The following is a 16,416-nucleotide window of genomic DNA, read 5'->3' on the forward strand; positions in this document are numbered from 1 at the left end:
AGGATTATTATGGCAAGACAATTTACAACAAGTTTAGTGAGATTATCATATGTGAGTGTATTTCAACCAAGAGAGACACCTCAAGGAACAAAGAAGTATTCAGTGACATGTTTACTTCCAAAGAGTGACAAGGCGGGATATGATGCATTGATGAAGGCAATAGGTGAAGAGTACCAAGCAAATAAGGATACTGTATTAAAAGGAATCGCAAAACCTAAGATTCCTGTACATGACGGAGACGGAACTACAAGCACTGGGGCTGAGTTTGGACCAGAGTGTAAAGGGCACTGGGTATTTACTGCAAGCGCCAATGAAACATTCCCGCCCTCAGTTGTAGACCAAAGGGTTCAGCCAATTATGAACCAAACTGATGTTTATAGTGGATGTTGGGGACATGTGGCAATTAGTATCTATGCTTACAATAATCAAAGTAAAGGTATTGGTTTTGGTCTTAATGGTATACAAAAGGTTAAGGATGATGAGGCATTAGGTTTCTCATTTAATGCAAATGATGCATTTAGCACGGTGGAAGGTTCTTCTGATGACCTGCCTTTCGCTAAAACAGGAGAGATAGATCCATTGACTGGATTACCAATAGTAGAATAATCAAATAAGGGGACGGTAACGTCCCTTTTTTAACAGAGGTGTATAATGAAAGATTTATCTATTGATATAGAAACTTACAGTGATGTTGATATTTCATCAAGTGGGTTATACAAGTACTCTAAGGATGACAGCTTTGAAGTTTTACTATTTGCTTATTCTATTGATTTTGAAGAGGTTCAGATTGTGGATCTGGCCAAGGGAGAGGAAATTCCTCTTATTGTGTTGTCGGCACTTGCTGATGACTCAGTAATTAAGCATGCGTATAATGCAAGTTTTGAATATAACTGTTTAAAAAATTATGGACTTGATGTTGGGCATAGGATGTCCTGGCAATGTACTATGTTTCATGGCATGTATCTTGGCTATCCAGCAGGACTTGAAGCAATAGGAGAGGCTTTAAATTTAGATGAGGACCAAAAGAAATTAAGGACTGGTAAGGCTTTAATAAGATATTTTTGTGTGCCATGTAAGCCTACTAAGGCAAATGGTGGTCGTACAAGAAACCTACCTACTCATGACCTGGAGAAGTGGGAACTATTTAAAGAGTACTGTAAGCAAGACGTAGTTACTGAAATGGAAATCTACAAAAGACTTGAACCTTTTGAAGTTCCTGAAAGGGAGTATAAGATTTGGGCACTTTCTGATGCCATGAATGAGCGTGGAATTTTGGTTGATTTTGATTTGGTTGATGGGGCAATTCACATAAACGATAGATTAACTATGGAGCAGGAAGACAGGGCAAGGGAAATATCCGGACTTGCTAATCCTAACTCCGTTGCTCAAATCCTACCATGGCTACAACAGTTCTATCCTGAAGTTGACAATGTTAGAAAGGCTACTGTAAGTGAACTCCTTGAAAGAAAGGACTTAAACGGGGACGTTAAAGAGTTTTTAGAGTTAAGGCAGGAGTTATCGAAGACTTCAGTCAAAAAGTACGACTCAATGAAAAAGTGTGCCTGTGCTGACCACAGAGTTAGAGGAATACTTCAAGTCTATGGTGCAAATAGAACTGGACGCTGGGCAGGTAGGCTTGTTCAGGTTCAAAACTTACCAAGAAATTATATTAAAAATCTTAAGCTTGCAAGAGATCTAACTAAAGAAGAAGACAAGGAAATGCTGGAGTTATTGTTTGGAGATGCAACAGACACCATAAGTCAGCTTATAAGAACTGCATTTATTCCTGAAGAAGGAAAGAAGTTTATTGTTTCTGACTACTCAGCAATTGAAGCGAGAGTTATCGCTTGGCTTGCAGGAGAGAAGTGGGTTCAAGAAGTTTTTGCTACTCATGGAAAAATTTATGAAGCTACTGCATCTCAAATGTTTGGAGTTCCTACAGAAAAGATTGTGAAAGGAAATCCTGAATACGCGCTAAGACAGAGGGGAAAAGTCGCAACATTGGCTTTAGGATATCAAGGCAGTGTTGGTGCGTTGGTTGCCATGGGTGCTGATAGGATGGGACTCTCCATGGAAGAAATGGAAGATATAAAAGATAGGTGGAGATCCGCAAATAAAAATATTGTTAGTCTATGGTATGAACTTGAAAGAGCTTGCATTGATGCGATTGATACTATGGAAGTTCAAAGGGTAAAATGTCTCGAGATTAAGTATGTAAAGGACATTATTTATGGCCATAGTTTCTTACAGATAAAACTTCCGTCTGGAAGAGCTCTTTACTATCCAGAACCTACTCTAAAGGAAAATCAATTTGGCAAGATGGCAGTTCATTTTATGGGGATTGGCACTAATAGGAAGTTTAAATACGAATCAACTTATGGTGGTAAGCTGACGGAAAATGTTGTTCAGGCTATCGCCAGAGACTGTCTTGCGGAATTGCTTATAAAGCTTGAAGAAAGATATCCAGATGATTATGTGGTTATGCACATCCATGATGAAGTTGTACTGGAAGCAAGAAAAGAGATTACTGTTGATGAGATTAATGCAGTAATGGCTGAACCAATTGTTTGGGCTCCAGGTCTTATTCTTAGAGGTGCTGGCTTTGAGAGTGAATTCTATATGAAGGACTGATGTAGATGATTAATGATAGAAAAATTGTAATATCTGTAGGTGCAAGTAGAAAGTCAATCAACTGGCAAAGACAGGAAATAAATTTTAGTGACTTCGTGGAGAAGTTAAGAAAGCCTATTAGGTCAACTGAAACGCTTGAAGCCTATCTTAAAATGACTAAGACCAAACAAGACGAACTCAAAGATGTGGGAGGTTTTGTTGGTGGAGCTCTTAAAGGTGTTAGGCGTAAGAGTGACGCAGTAGATTTTAGGGATCTAATTACATTAGACTTCGATAATATAAATTCTGGCCAAACTCCCGAAGTAATTAAAAGAGTTATGACTTTAGGATGTAGTTATGTAATTTATTCTACAAGAAAACATGCTTCATATAAGCCAAGGCTTAGGATAATTCTGCCTACTGATAGATCCGTAAGCCCTGATGAGTATGAACCTATTGCAAGGTTTATGGCAAAACTTATTGGAATTGAAATGGCTGACCCTACGACGTTTGAAGCATCAAGGCTTATGTATTGGCCAAGTTGCAGTTCTGATAGTGAGTATGTATTTAAGTATGAAGATAAACCACTTCTTTCTGCAGATGGAATACTAAGCAAGTATGCTGATTGGAAAGATATTTCATCATGGCCACAGGTGCCAGGAAGTGAGGTTTCTCATAGAAGGCTTATTACTAGGCAGCAAGACCCAACTACTAAAAATGGAATTATTGGGGCTTTTTGCAGGACATACGATATATATTCTGCCATGGATGAGTTTATCCCAAAGGCCTACGACAGTACCGGAGAAGACAACAGGTTCACATATATGGGCGGTAGTACAACGGGTGGTGCAATTGTATACGAGAATGGTAAGTTCTTATACAGCCATCACGCTACAGATCCATGTGGTGGAGAGCTTGTTAACGCTTGGGATCTTATAAGGCTTCATAAATTTGGAAATCTGGACGACGAGGCAGCAGAAGGAACGCCTGTTGCAACCTTGCCATCAACACGTGCCATGAAGGACTTGGCAAGGAATGATGTTAATGTTACTGCTCTACTTAACAAGGAAAGGCAGGAACAGTCAAAGACGTTTTTTGAAGCCATTGGCCAAGGGGACGTGGAAAAAGATACAGACGACTCCTGGAGAGAAATTCTAACCTATGATAACCAGGGCAAATGTGAAAAGACTATTTCAAATGTATGCTTGATTTTAGAGAATGATCCTAATTTTAAGAATAAAATATTCTTTGATGAATTTGGAAATAGGGGTATGGTTGACCTACCACTGCCATGGGAAGATGGTAAAGAGCCAAGGCTGTGGGGAGATTTTGACGACGCACAGCTTGCCCTACGACTAGAAAAAGAATATGGAATTACTGGTAGGGATAAAATTGAAAATGCTATAAAGGTTGTAGCTTTTAATAATAGGAGAAATGCAGTTAAGGAATACCTGGATAGCCTTAAATGGGATGGAGAAGAAAGGGTTGAAACCTTATTTACTGATTATCTTGGTGCTGAAGACAACTTGTATAATAGGGAGATTATAAAAAAGGCATTAGTTGCTGCAATCGCAAGGGCATTATCTCCAAATGGTGTTAAGTTTGATAATATGATTGTTTTCTCCGGGCCTCAAGGGATTGGTAAGAGTACATTCCTATCAAAACTTGGTGGAGAATGGTTTAATGACTCAATGTACACATTTGAAGGAAAAGAAGCAGCGGAATTACTTCAAGGAACTTTGATAATTGAAGTTGGGGAACTTTCGGCAATGACAAAGTCTGAAGATGAAACTATAAAGCAGTTTTTATCTAAGACTCATGATATATACAGGGAAGCTTATGGAAAAAGGGTTCAAAAGTACCCAAGACGCTGTGTGTTTTTTGGTAGTACAAACTCTGAATCTTTTTTAAAGGATCCTACTGGATCAAGAAGATTTTGGCCAGTTCGTGTTGGAGAAATTCCAAAGAGAAAGGATGTATTTAAAGACTTGGACAAGGAAGTAGACCAAATATGGGCAGAGGCGCATTGGTATTACATGCTTGGTGAATCTCTAATGCTTTCAGAAGATGCTGAAGAATTAGCTAAAAAGATGCAAGAAGATTATCGTGATATAGATCCTAAAGAGGGGGCAATCATGGAGTACTTGGATAGGAAGGTACCAAGTAACTGGTATGAGATGAGTGTACAAGACCAAAGGGCCTTCTACAATAATAGTTTTGTAGGGACTGATGAAGAGAACCTAATTGAGCGTGAGAAGGTATGCGTGGCAGAGATTTGGCAGGTGTGCTTTGGTGGAGATATGAAGTATTTAAAGAGAAGAGACAGCAATGAAATTGTAGGTATCTTGACGGCATTAAAAGGATGGAAGAGAAATAAGTACCCAAAAAGATATGGAGTTTATGGAAATCAAAAAGGTTTTGGAAGAAAGAAAATTTACAATATTGAAGATTTGAGGAGAGAAAAGAGATAAAAATCGTGACTACCAACTTAAAAATTATTGGTAGTCATCCCAAAAATCATGACTACCAATATTTAATACCTTGGTAGTCGCTTGAACCGTTGTAAATACTAATGTTAAAGCATGTTGACTACCAACTGATACCCTTTTACCTATGAGTATAAAAATATAGGCTAAATAGAGTAATATAGACTAATAATGTGGGCTATAAAATCTATATGGTCTATATTTTAGGGTTACCTATATACGTATAGGATATTGGTAGTCATGGCTAAAATATAAAAGGTGTGTGAAAAATGTTAGAAAAAAATTTGGAAAAATATTTTGTTTCTGAAATAAAAAAACTTGGTGGGCTATGCTATAAATTTGTTAGTCCGGGAAATTCAGGTGTGCCTGATAGGATAGTTGTTCTACCAGGAGTGATACATTTTGTAGAACTTAAGACTGATAGAGGAGTAGTTTCACCACTTCAAAAAAGACAGATAAAAAAACTAAACGATCTTGGCCAGAGGACTTGGGTGCTTTATGGATTTGAAGATGTGGAGAAGTTTATAAATATTTTAAAGCTTGAGAGGTGCAAATGAATTTAAAATTACACGGATATCAGAGGTTTTGTGCGGGAAAGATTGTAGAAAGTGATTCTGTAGGATTGTTTTTAGATATGGGACTTGGTAAAACTTTAATATCTTTAACGGCAGTAAAGGATTTGATGTATAACCGTTTTGAAGTTAATAAGGTTTTAGTTATAGCACCTAAAAAGGTTTCAGAGGCAACTTGGCAAAATGAAATCGAAAAGTGGGAAGAATTTAAAATTCTTAGATATTCCACGGTTCTTGGAACCAAAACACAAAGAATAAAGGCGTTAAATACATCTGCGGATATTTATATAATCAATCGTGATAATGTGGTTTGGTTGGTAGATTATTATAAAAATGATTGGCCGTTTGACCTGGTAATTTGTGATGAGTTTTCAAGTTTTAAAAATCACAGTTCAAAAAGATTTAAAGCACTGGCAGCAATTAAGCCACGTATAAAAAAAGTGGTGGGCCTCACAGGTACTCCAAGCCCTAATAGCTTGTTAGATTTATGGAGCCAAGTTTACTTACTAGATGGCGGAGAAAGACTTGGAAAATCTTTTTATAGTTATAGGGGGAATTTCTTTGAAGGCGATTACATGGGGTATAGTTATAAGCCAAGGGATTTTGCAAGGGAAGAAATACTACAAAGGATTAGTGATATTTGTGTTTCTATGAAAGCAGAGGACTACCTGGAACTTCCTGAATGTGTGGAAAATATAATACCTGTAAAACTGGATGCGAAGGCACAAAAAGCTTATACAACTATGGAAAGGGATGCGGTTTTAGAGCTTGAAAATGCTGAAGAAATTGATGCGACAAGTGCAGCGGCATTATCTACGAAGCTTTTACAACTTGCAAATGGGGCAGTTTATGATGAAGACAAAAATTATCATGAAATACATGATTGTAAGATAGAGGCTTTTATGGAGACTCTTGAGCAACTTCAAGGGCAGAATGTTTTAGTCTTTTATAATTTTAAGCATGACCTTGATAGGCTTATAAAGGTCTTAGGTAAAACAAAATTGAGTTTTAGAAAGCTTGAAGGTCCACAGGATCAGAAGGACTGGAACGACGGAAAGGTTAATGTTCTACTGACGCATCCTGCAAGTTCAGCTTATGGGCTTAACTTGCAACAAGGAGGCCACCATGTAATTTGGTTTGGGCTTAACTGGAACTATGAATTATACATTCAAGCAAATAAGAGACTGCACCGTCAAGGGCAAAAGAATTCAGTTATAGTTCATCACTTGGTTACCATGGGAACTCGTGACGAAGATGTCATGGAAGCTTTAAGGAGAAAAGAAGATTCGCAGAATTATGTGCTTGAGTCACTTAAGGCGAGAATTAGAAAAATAAAAGGAGAGGCTGATTTGAAATGAACAGGGCACAGAGAAGAAAAGCAGGAATTAAGAAAAAGGTACCAACATACACATTCACGCAAGAACAACTACATGCTGAGATAAATAAAGGAATAGACAAATTCAGAGAAGAAATAAGAGACGATGTAACGGATAAAGCGTTGAGAGTTATAGCGTATGTGCCACTTATTGTGCTACACGATAAGTGGGGATTTGGAAAGAAAAGACTTGAAAAATTCTTGTATGAGTTTGCTGAACAAATAGATTGTCTTGAAAATAAGTATGTTGGTTTTGATGATATGATTGCAGCGATTAAAGAAGAAACTGGATTAAATGTAGACGACTATATTAAGTTTTGAGGTGATAGGAATTGGATAGACAAACTTTAAATCAGTACAATTCTTTAAAAAAAGAGATTAAATATTTAACAGAAAAAATTAAAAGACTTGAGCATAATAGTATAGTAAAGGATTCTGTAACTGGATCTAGTTGTAAATATCCATATTCTGAAAGAAGTTTTAGTATTTCAGGAATACCTATAATTCCTAGCAGAGAACTAAAGAGGCTTAGAAGTAGGGAATCCGAAGCATATACTTTAAAATGCGAGATTGAGAAGTTTATTGATAATATTGATGATTCACAAGTTAGGATGATATTCGAAATGAGATACTTCGATTGTAAAAGTTGGGGATATATTAGTATGCAACTTGGGAGTTGTCATGAAAGTTATTCAAGAAAGATTCACGATAAATATTTAAATAAAAAATTGGGCGATTAGGGCGATTTTGCCGTGCTACAATAGTATTGGTGAAAGAAGATTCAAATATAACTACAATTGTTAATTTCACCTCCTTTTAAATAAATTACCTTAAGGTCGATACTTGATGTATCGACTTTTTTGGTTAAAGAAAGGACTGATTTTATGAATACCCGCCCCGATAGAAAAGGCCCCCATAGGGCTAACTTTGAAAGAAATAAACAAAGAATACTGAAGACTCAGAATACATGTGGCATATGTGGCAAGCCTGTTGATAAGAGTTTGAAAGCACCTAATCCATTAGCCCCATGCATAGACCACATAATACCAGTGAGTAAAGGAGGGCATCCTAGCGATATAAGCAACTTGCAACTAGCGCATTGGACTTGCAATAGACAAAAGTCAGATAAATTATTCAAAGAAAAAACAATAAAAGAGCAACAAGTACTAGGAAATAGGAATTTGCCTCAATCAATGGATTGGACTAAATATAAATCCAGATGATGGGGGGATACCTCCCCCTGTATGGTCTAAGCGGACTTCATCACCGTTACTGTACATATTTTCACACGAGGTATTTTTGAAATTGAAAGGAAGTGATATAAATGGAACAATTAGTTTCTCAAAATTATGAAATTAACAAAGATATTGTTAAGAAATACGAAGACACTCAATCGGGAATTGATTATCTACGTAAAAAATTAAAACTATACCAACCGAGAGTTGTTGAGAGATATCTTAGGTATGATATGAAAAAAGAAGACTATGATAGAGGGATTATGATAAGTGATGATTTAAAAAGACAATACAAAGCTGTATTAGGGTGGTGTTCAAAAGCTGTCGATTGTCTTGCTGATAGACTTGTGTTTAAAGGCTTCGACAATGATCCATTCGATATGAACAGTATTTTTAATATGAATAATCCTGATGTTTTCTTCGATAGTGCTATTCTTAATGCTTTGATTGCTTCATGTTCTTTTGTCTATGTATCAAAAGACGATGTTGGTGATATTAGATTGCAGGTTATAGATGCTGCGAATGCGACAGGTACTATTGATCCCGTAACAGGTTTGCTGAAAGAAGGCTACGCTATTTTAAAAAAAGATAAAGAAGGTCACGCAATTACTGAGGCTTATTTTGAGCCATATAAAACAACTGTTATTAAAAATAAACAAAAAAATATATTTAAGCATAGTTGTTCTTATGCAAGTCTTGTGCCTATTATTCATAGACCTGATGCGGTAAGACCTTTTGGTAGAAGTAGGATCACAAAAGCTTGTGAGTATCATCAAACTTATGCTAAAAGAACTCTTGTGAGATCAGATATAACTGCTGAATTCTATTCATTCCCACAAAAATACATTTTAGGAATGAGTTCAGAAGCTGAGCAATGGGATAACTGGAAAGCGACTATATCTAGTATGTTAAGAATTGATAAGGACAGCGATGGTGATAAGCCGGTTGTTGGTCAATTCACAACACCAAGTATGAGTCCATTTACTGAACAGTTAAGAACTGCTGCAGCAGGTTTTGCTGGGGAGTCTGGTTTGACTTTGGATGATTTGGGATTTGTTTCTGATAATCCAAGTTCTAGTGATGCTATTAAAGCAAGTCATGAGACTTTAAGAGTTATGGGTAAAAAAGCTCAGCGATGTTTCAGTAGTGGTTTTTTAAATGTTGGATATGTTGCTAGTAGTATGAGAGATGAATTCGATTATGATAGAAGTCAATTCTACAAAGCTACAGTAAAATGGGATCCTGTATTTGAATCCGATGCATCTACTTTGAATTTGGTCGGTGACGGATTGATTAAATTAAACCAAGCTATTCCAGGATTTGCAGATAGTGAGACTGTTAGAAAACTTACAGGATTAGAGGGAAAAGATAATGAATAAGGATATAGTCCCTGATTTGTTAGATTTGATTGAAAAATCATTTCAGAATAAATTTAAAAAAGATGAAAAGATAAAAAAACTTGAAACTCTTTTATTCGAAAAGAAAAGTAATCATATGAGCTCTAATGAATACGCTATGAGGTTAGGTGATATTTTATCTGAGTGTTATCTGGAAAATATATCAGAAGGGATACTTCCTAATGATACTATGTATTATAATATTGCTAAGCGAATAATAGAGCCTACATTGAGAAAAAACTATGAATTGGTATCAACATATGCCTCAGACACTCAAACGAGTTTAAACAGGCAAGCTGGCTTAAATATTAAGGGTTTAAAACCAGAGATTAATCAAGACAGAATTGATGGTATTATAAACAGAGTTAGCGAGGATAAATTCGATAAAACAAAATGGGTGTTAAAAGAGCCTATAGCAAATTTCACTCAAGCTGTTGTTGATGATACAGTTAAAACTAATGCAGAATTTCATAGTAATTTGGGTCTATCTCCAAAGATTGTAAGAAAAGAACACGGAAGCTGCTGCGATTGGTGTAAAAAACTAGTTGGATCGTATAATTATGATGATATCAGCAATACTGGAAATGATGTGTTCAGACGTCATAGGCATTGTAGATGCACTGTGGAGTATGTTCCTGATAAAAAAACTAGACAAAATGTGCATACTAAAAGAAAGCGTAATTCTAATTTTAGTAATGAAAGAATTCAAAAAGCACAAGAATTACAGGATATCAGAGCGTTAAACAGGCATGAGGATTCATTGCAGTATAAACAATATATTTCTGTGTTAGGAAAAGATAAAATGCCCAAATCTTTAAGCGCCTTTCAAAAACTGAAATATGAGAATATTGAAGAATATGAGAAATTAAAGGATCACGTGTTTATTCAAAATAATTTCAATAAAGGGATATGGAAAGATAAGGTTAATTTTGATAAACAGAAAAGACATATGCTATCAACAGTTGGAGATAATAAAAGTTATTTTTATGATGACATAGATGTAAAAAAGTTGTATAATGATTACAAGATGACTGGTCGTATTGAAAAAGACAGAAATGGCAAGAGAAAAAGTACAGAAAAAATTACGTTAAATGAAAAAAAAGAATTAGGAATAGATTTTTATACCAAGCGATCAATAAATGCTATGACTATACATTATGGCAAAACAGGTGTTCACTTAGTTCCTACATTTTTTGATACAGGAGAATAAATATGTTGCAAAAATACAATAATAAATTAGTTAAAATAACAGATATAGATAATCAGATGTTTTCTGGAAGGTGCCTATACGAAAATAGAGAAGACTTTGAAGAGGAATTTGATGGATTATCAGTAAAAACAGATAGTGGTTGGATTAAACTACTTGAAAATGAAATCAAATCGATAGAAATATTAGACTAATTAAGCACACTAACTAATTACAGTTGTAATAGATTAGAGGTGCTTTTTTAGTGCAAAATTTTAGGAGGGGTAATGACAAGACTTGGTAATCAAAATCCAACAACAGCTGTTTTATTGCCCTACAAAAAAACGCACGGAGATTGTGCCATTGAATGGTACGAAAAATCTGGGAGAAAGGCTCAGCAATGGCAGAAAAACTTAATTAATCATATATTGGCCATTAATGATGATGGCTTATGGACTCATACAAAATTTGGTTTTTCTCTTCCACGTCGTAATGGTAAAAATGAGGTTGTTCTTATCCGTGAGTTATATGGTCTCTTAAAAGGTGAGGAAATGCTCCATACAGCACACAGAACTAATACATCACATACCGCTTGGGAGAGAATTATTAAAGTGCTGGAGTCTATGGGTTATGTCAATGATGAAAATTTTACAACTTTAAAAGCTAAAGGAAATGAAGAGATAAGATTTGTTGACGGCGGTGTTTTAAAGTTTAGAACAAGAACATCAACAGGTGGTCTTGGTGAAGGATATGATCTACTTGTTATTGATGAGGCTCAAGAATACACCGATGACCAACAATCTGCTCTTAAATACGTGGTTACTTCTAGTAAAAATCCACAGACGGTGTTTATAGGAACACCACCAACTACAGTATCAGCCGGTACTGTTTTTTTAAATATGAGAAACAATGCTATCGATGGTGGTAGTAAAAACACAGGCTGGGCTGAGTGGGGAATTAATGAAGAATCAGATGTTAACGACGTAGAGCTTTGGTATAAGACAAATCCATCTCTTGGTACGATATTTACTGAAAGAAGTATTGAGGATGAGATTGGTACGGATGATTTAGACTTTAATATTCAGCGTTTAGGTTTATGGATTAGATATAACCAAAAATCAGCAATTACTCAAAAAGACTGGGATTCTGTTATGGCTCCAAGTTTACCTGCTCTTACTGGTAAGATTAATGTCGGGATTAAGTATGGTAATGATGGCAAAAATGTAGCTATGGCTATTGCTATAAAGACATTGTCGGGTAAAATCTTCGTTGAAGCTATTGATTGTAGGAGCATTCGTATTGGCAATGGTTGGATTATTAATTTTTTAAGACAAATTGATTATGAAAATGTAGTCATAGATGGTGCTAGTGGTCAAGAGATTTTGAAAAAGGAAATGGATAGTTTCAAGCTTATTAAACCTATTTTGCCTACGGTCTCAGAGATTATTGTTGCAAACTCAAAATGGGAGCAAGCAATATTTACAAAAACAATATTGCACAAGGATCAAGCTAGTTTAACTGATGTTGTGACTAATTGTTTGAAGAGAAATATTGGTAGTCATGGTGGATTTGGGTATAAGTCGCAGTTTGAAGAAAATGATATTTCCTTAATGGATGCCTGTATATTGGCACATTGGATATGTAGTGAAAAAATAGAAAAGAAAAAACAAAAAGTTTGGTGTTAGTAGTCTACTATTGTAGACTATTTTTTAATACAAATTTCCTCGTAAGAGAGGCTAAATCGAGAAAGGAGAATTGGATAATGGGAGAATTTAAACCTATTACAACTCAAGAAGAGTTTAATTCTGCAATTGCAGAAAGACTCAACAGACAAAAAGAAAGCATTTTGAAAGATTATAGTGACTACGATGATTTAAAAAAAGAAAATGAGTCACTAAAGCATGAATTATCAGATACTAAGTCTGTATTAGAAAAAAACAAATTAAATTCTGATGAGTTCAACTCAAGGATTGAAGAATTACAAGGAAAGATTAATTCTTACGAACTAAAGAATTTAAAAACAGACATAGCCTTAAAAAACGGCATTCCTTACGAGTTGGCCGGTAGACTTGTAGGAGATACAGAAGAGGATTTGATGGAAGATGCAAAAAATTTATCAAATATGCTAGTAAGAAATGAACCTGTAGCGCCACTTGCAAGTGTGGAACCTATAATCGATGATGAGGATTCGGCTTACAGGAATTTAGTTAGAAATTTAGATTTACAAGGAGAGTAAAATGGGAAAAACAGAATTACAAAGAGGAGAATTATTCCAACCACAATTAGTAAAAGATTTAATCAATAAGGTTAAGGGAAAATCGTCAATTGCACAAGTTTCAGGTCAAACTCCAATTCCATTTAATGGATTGAAAGAATTTACTTTCACCATGGATAATGAGATTGATGTTGTAGCTGAAAATGGAAAGAAATCACACGGTGGTATATCTTTAGATTCTATAAAGATTGTTCCAATTAAAGTTGAATACGGTGCTAGAATTACAGACGAGTTCATGTATGCATCAGAAGAAGAAAGAATCAATATATTAAAGGCATTTAATGATGGATTCGCAAAAAAACTTGCTAAGGGTTTGGATTTAATGGCTATGCATGGTATTAATCCTAGAACTGGTCAAGCTTCTACTGTTATTGGGGCAAATCACTTTGACGCAGCAGTAAGCCAAAAAGTTGTATACGATGAGGCGAATGTTGAGGATAATATCGAAACTGCTATTGGGCTAGTTCAAGGTAGTGAAGCTGATGTGTCAGCAATGATTGTTGCACCACAAGTAACTACTGCATTATCAAAAATAAAAGTAAATGGTGTTAGACAATATCCTGAATTGCGTTTCGGAGCAAATCCTGGCAACTTGAATGGATTAAAAATTGACATTAATAAAACTGTTAATGCTAAACCATCAAAAGATGTTGCAATCCTAGGAGACTTTGCTGGATCATTTAAATGGGGTTATGCAAAACAAATTCCACTTGAAGTTATTCAATATGGTGATCCAGATAACTCAGGTCGTGACTTAAAAGGATACAACCAAGTTTATTTAAGAGCTGAAACTTATTTAGGATGGGGAATCTTAGATGCTTCTGCATTTTCTAGAATTGAGGCTGCTGAATAATGATATTAATTAATACTAAAACAGGAGGAGTGTTAAGCTCCTCTTCTGTTGCTATGGGAGGATTTTGGGTAGAAAAAGGAAAAGAAATCACTGAAGAAAAGAATGAAGAAGTGATTGAAACAAAATCTGACCAAACAGAAAACCAAACAGAAAATCAAGATGATAAATCGACGATTACAAAAAAAGATATCATGCAGGAGCTAGATGCACTTAAGATTGAATACGACTCTAAGATGACAAAAGATGAGTTATTAAAATTACTTCAAGGGTAATATTATGAAAGAATTTGCAACTGTAGAAGATGTAATGCTTTTATGGAGACCTCTGCAAGATGAAGAAATGGATAGGTGCAAGGCTCTTTTAAAAACAGTGAGTGATATGCTAAGGTTAGAGGCAGAAAAAATGCAAATCGATTTGGATAAGAAAGCCGAAAATGAAGTATATCTAAGCGTTTTAAAATCAGTTGTTACTGATATTGTGTCAAGGACTATGATGACTGCTACTGAAGGTGAACCTTTGAGTCAGTTTTCTCAGTCTGCACTTGGATACACTGTCAGTGGTACTTATCTTACACCTGGTGGAGGTATTTTCATAAAAAATAGTGAGCTTCAAAGGTTAGGATTGAAACGTCAGAGATATGGGGTGATAGATTTTTATGAAACTGAAAGGAATACCAGTTACTTTGGTGAATCTGGTGAAGACTGGGACTGATCCTTTTGGAGCAGATGTTGTAACTGAGGTGACAACTATTGTTGATAATGTTCTTGTGGCTCCATTAAATAGTGATGAGTTAGTAAATGAATTGAATTTAACTGGTAGACGAATTTCATATATTCTTGGTATTCCAAAAGGGGATTCTCACAATTGGGAGAATGCTATTGTTGAGTTTTTCGATGATAGATTCAAGACTGTGGGAAGTCCTACTCAGGGAATTGAGGATATGATTCCACTTCAATGGAATAAAAAGGTTAAGGTGGAGCGTATTGAATAAGTTTCGTTTTAGATTAAATAAAAAAGGAGTATCTCAATTACTTCATTCTGATGAGATGAAAAATGTTCTTGAAGAAAGGGCAGCGGTTGTCAAAAATCGTTGTGGTGATGGTTATGCATCCGATGTTGTAGATGAGAAAACAAGAGCATTTGTAAGTGTATATGCTAGTAGTTCTAAAGCAAGGCAAGAGAATATCAAGAATAATACTTTGTTAAAGGCTTTAAAATGATTGAAATAACGATAAAGAAATATTTAGAAGAAAAAATGAAGAAAACTGTGTTATTGGAGCATAAAGAAAATGAACCGGCACAGTTTTTTTTAATTCAAAAACTTGGCGGAGGTTTTCGTGATGGAATAAGCAATGCAAGCTTTGCTATTCAAAGTTATGCTAACAGCAAATATGAGTGCGCTGTTATGAATGATGATTTGAAAAAGGCGATGTTATCTGCAATTGAGCTTAAAGATTTATCAAGTGTAAGGCTTGATAGTGATTACGATTATACTGACGTACAAGAGAAAAAATACAGATATCAAGCTGTGTATGATATCTATTATAAAGATTAAAGGAGGATTGTATGGCTAATTCTAGTAATGTTTCTGCTGCAAAACCAAGAGTTGAGGGAGCTATTTGGGTGGCACCGATTGGAACTGAACTTCCAAAAGACGCTAATACTAAATTAGATGTTGCTTTTAAGGAGCTTGGATTTGTTTCAGAAGATGGAATGACTAATGCTGACAACTTAGATAGTGAAGATATTAAAGAATGGGGAGGTCAAACTGTATTAAAGATTTCTACAGAAAAGACAGATGATTTTACATTTAAACTACTTGAAACTTTAAATGTAGAGGTGTTGAAGTTTGTCTATGGTGATAAGAATGTTACAGGTACTGTCGAAACTGGAATCAAAGTGAAATCAACTGCAGATTTTAGGGAACCTAGAGCTGTTGTGGTGGATATGATTATGAATGGTGGATATTTGAAAAGAATTGTAATTCCTAAAGGACAATTATCAAATTTATCAGATATTGAATACGTAAATAATGATGCTATAGGCTACGAAGTTACGGTGTCTGCTTTATCTTACACAGAGGGCAAGGAACAATATAACCACATTGAATATATTTCTAAGCCATCAGAAGTGTAGGAGGCATAAATGACTAACAAAAATAATTATATTAAAGGGATCACTAAAAGTGGTTTCAGATTTGCGATTGATAAGGATAGATTAGAAAACTATGAGTTATTTGAACTTATAGCAGAAAATGAATCTAATCCAATGGTTATGCCAAAGATTTTGGTGTTGCTTTTAGGAGAAAAACAAAAAAATAATTTGCTTGATTTTCTTCGTGATAAAAAAGGACTAGTCAATGTTAAAAGAGTAGAGGAAGAATTGACTTCTATTTTTGAACAAGTAAAACCTATAAAAAACTAATAT

General features: G+C 35.2%; 21 protein-coding genes. All 21 read left to right on the plus strand.

The window, feature by feature from the left end; translation table 11 throughout:
* Positions 1-9: 9 nt before the first annotated feature.
* The 21 genes from DES33_RS04680 to DES33_RS04785 all read left to right on the plus strand — a co-directional run bounded on the left by DES33_RS04680 (position 10) and on the right by DES33_RS04785 (position 16,413).
* Positions 10-606: a DUF2815 family protein gene (locus tag DES33_RS04680; RefSeq protein WP_110058226.1), complete on the plus strand. Its 597-nt coding sequence runs from the start codon at positions 10-12 to the stop codon at positions 604-606.
* A 45-nt stretch (positions 607-651) separates the two neighbouring features.
* Complete coding sequence (locus tag DES33_RS04685) at positions 652-2,631, plus strand: DNA polymerase (RefSeq protein ID WP_110058227.1); 1,980 nt, start codon at positions 652-654, stop codon at positions 2,629-2,631.
* 5 nt (positions 2,632-2,636) lie between these two features.
* Entirely contained in the window at positions 2,637-5,081 is a 2,445-nt protein-coding gene (locus DES33_RS04690; RefSeq protein ID WP_110058228.1) for a virulence-associated E family protein, read from the plus strand.
* 284 nt (positions 5,082-5,365) lie between these two features.
* Positions 5,366-5,653, plus strand: coding sequence for a VRR-NUC domain-containing protein (locus tag DES33_RS04695; protein ID WP_110058229.1), 288 nt, complete (start codon positions 5,366-5,368; stop codon positions 5,651-5,653).
* On the plus strand, positions 5,650-7,026 hold the full coding sequence (locus DES33_RS04700; protein WP_110058230.1) for a DEAD/DEAH box helicase: 1,377 nt from the start codon (positions 5,650-5,652) through the stop codon (positions 7,024-7,026). Before DES33_RS04695 ends, DES33_RS04700 begins: the two co-directional genes overlap by 4 nt.
* Complete coding sequence (locus tag DES33_RS04705) at positions 7,023-7,364, plus strand: hypothetical protein (protein WP_110058231.1); 342 nt, start codon at positions 7,023-7,025, stop codon at positions 7,362-7,364. The genes DES33_RS04700 and DES33_RS04705 overlap by 4 nt, the downstream gene beginning before the upstream one ends.
* An 11-nt stretch (positions 7,365-7,375) precedes the next feature.
* A complete protein-coding gene (locus DES33_RS04710) occupies positions 7,376-7,783 on the plus strand; it encodes a hypothetical protein (protein ID WP_002841539.1) in 408 nt (135 codons plus the stop codon).
* 144 nt (positions 7,784-7,927) lie between these two features.
* Positions 7,928-8,266: an HNH endonuclease gene (locus DES33_RS04715; RefSeq protein ID WP_110058232.1), complete on the plus strand. Its 339-nt coding sequence runs from the start codon at positions 7,928-7,930 to the stop codon at positions 8,264-8,266.
* Positions 8,267-8,367: 101 nt separating this feature from the next.
* Positions 8,368-9,657, plus strand: a complete 1,290-nt coding sequence (locus DES33_RS04720; protein ID WP_110058233.1) for a phage portal protein — start codon at positions 8,368-8,370, stop codon at positions 9,655-9,657.
* Positions 9,650-10,885: a polymorphic toxin type 50 domain-containing protein gene (locus DES33_RS09685; protein ID WP_211305671.1), complete on the plus strand. Its 1,236-nt coding sequence runs from the start codon at positions 9,650-9,652 to the stop codon at positions 10,883-10,885. Before DES33_RS04720 ends, DES33_RS09685 begins: the two co-directional genes overlap by 8 nt.
* A gap of 2 nt (positions 10,886-10,887) precedes the next feature.
* Positions 10,888-11,076, plus strand: a complete 189-nt coding sequence (locus DES33_RS04735) for a hypothetical protein (RefSeq protein ID WP_110058234.1) — start codon at positions 10,888-10,890, stop codon at positions 11,074-11,076.
* Positions 11,077-11,148: 72 nt separating this feature from the next.
* Entirely contained in the window at positions 11,149-12,546 is a 1,398-nt protein-coding gene (locus DES33_RS04740; RefSeq protein WP_110058235.1) for a terminase large subunit, read from the plus strand.
* 77 nt (positions 12,547-12,623) lie between these two features.
* On the plus strand, positions 12,624-13,097 hold the full coding sequence (locus DES33_RS04745; RefSeq protein ID WP_110058236.1) for a DUF4355 domain-containing protein: 474 nt from the start codon (positions 12,624-12,626) through the stop codon (positions 13,095-13,097).
* A gap of 1 nt (position 13,098) precedes the next feature.
* Positions 13,099-13,989: a phage major capsid family protein gene (locus tag DES33_RS04750; RefSeq protein WP_002841525.1), complete on the plus strand. Its 891-nt coding sequence runs from the start codon at positions 13,099-13,101 to the stop codon at positions 13,987-13,989.
* Positions 13,989-14,261 (plus strand): hypothetical protein, encoded by a 273-nt coding sequence (locus DES33_RS04755; protein ID WP_146199869.1) that lies wholly within the window; start codon positions 13,989-13,991, stop codon positions 14,259-14,261. Before DES33_RS04750 ends, DES33_RS04755 begins: the two co-directional genes overlap by 1 nt.
* Positions 14,262-14,265: 4 nt before the next feature.
* A complete protein-coding gene (locus tag DES33_RS04760) occupies positions 14,266-14,700 on the plus strand; it encodes a phage Gp19/Gp15/Gp42 family protein (RefSeq protein WP_110058238.1) in 435 nt (144 codons plus the stop codon).
* Entirely contained in the window at positions 14,684-14,980 is a 297-nt protein-coding gene (locus tag DES33_RS04765; protein ID WP_110058239.1) for a hypothetical protein, read from the plus strand. The genes DES33_RS04760 and DES33_RS04765 overlap by 17 nt, the downstream gene beginning before the upstream one ends.
* A complete protein-coding gene (locus tag DES33_RS04770) occupies positions 14,973-15,209 on the plus strand; it encodes a hypothetical protein (RefSeq protein ID WP_002841567.1) in 237 nt (78 codons plus the stop codon). The genes DES33_RS04765 and DES33_RS04770 overlap by 8 nt, the downstream gene beginning before the upstream one ends.
* On the plus strand, positions 15,206-15,544 hold the full coding sequence (locus DES33_RS04775) for a hypothetical protein (RefSeq protein ID WP_110058240.1): 339 nt from the start codon (positions 15,206-15,208) through the stop codon (positions 15,542-15,544). The genes DES33_RS04770 and DES33_RS04775 overlap by 4 nt, the downstream gene beginning before the upstream one ends.
* An 11-nt stretch (positions 15,545-15,555) precedes the next feature.
* The gene (locus DES33_RS04780; RefSeq protein ID WP_110058241.1) at positions 15,556-16,125 is read left to right on the plus strand and encodes a phage tail tube protein; all 570 of its coding nucleotides are present in this window, start codon (positions 15,556-15,558) and stop codon (positions 16,123-16,125) included.
* A gap of 9 nt (positions 16,126-16,134) precedes the next feature.
* Positions 16,135-16,413 (plus strand): hypothetical protein, encoded by a 279-nt coding sequence (locus tag DES33_RS04785; RefSeq protein WP_002841503.1) that lies wholly within the window; start codon positions 16,135-16,137, stop codon positions 16,411-16,413.
* The last annotated feature ends 3 nt before the right edge of the window (positions 16,414-16,416 follow it).

It is taken from the genome of Finegoldia magna (genome assembly GCF_003182075.1).
GTDB lineage: Bacteria > Bacillota > Clostridia > Tissierellales > Peptoniphilaceae > Finegoldia > Finegoldia magna.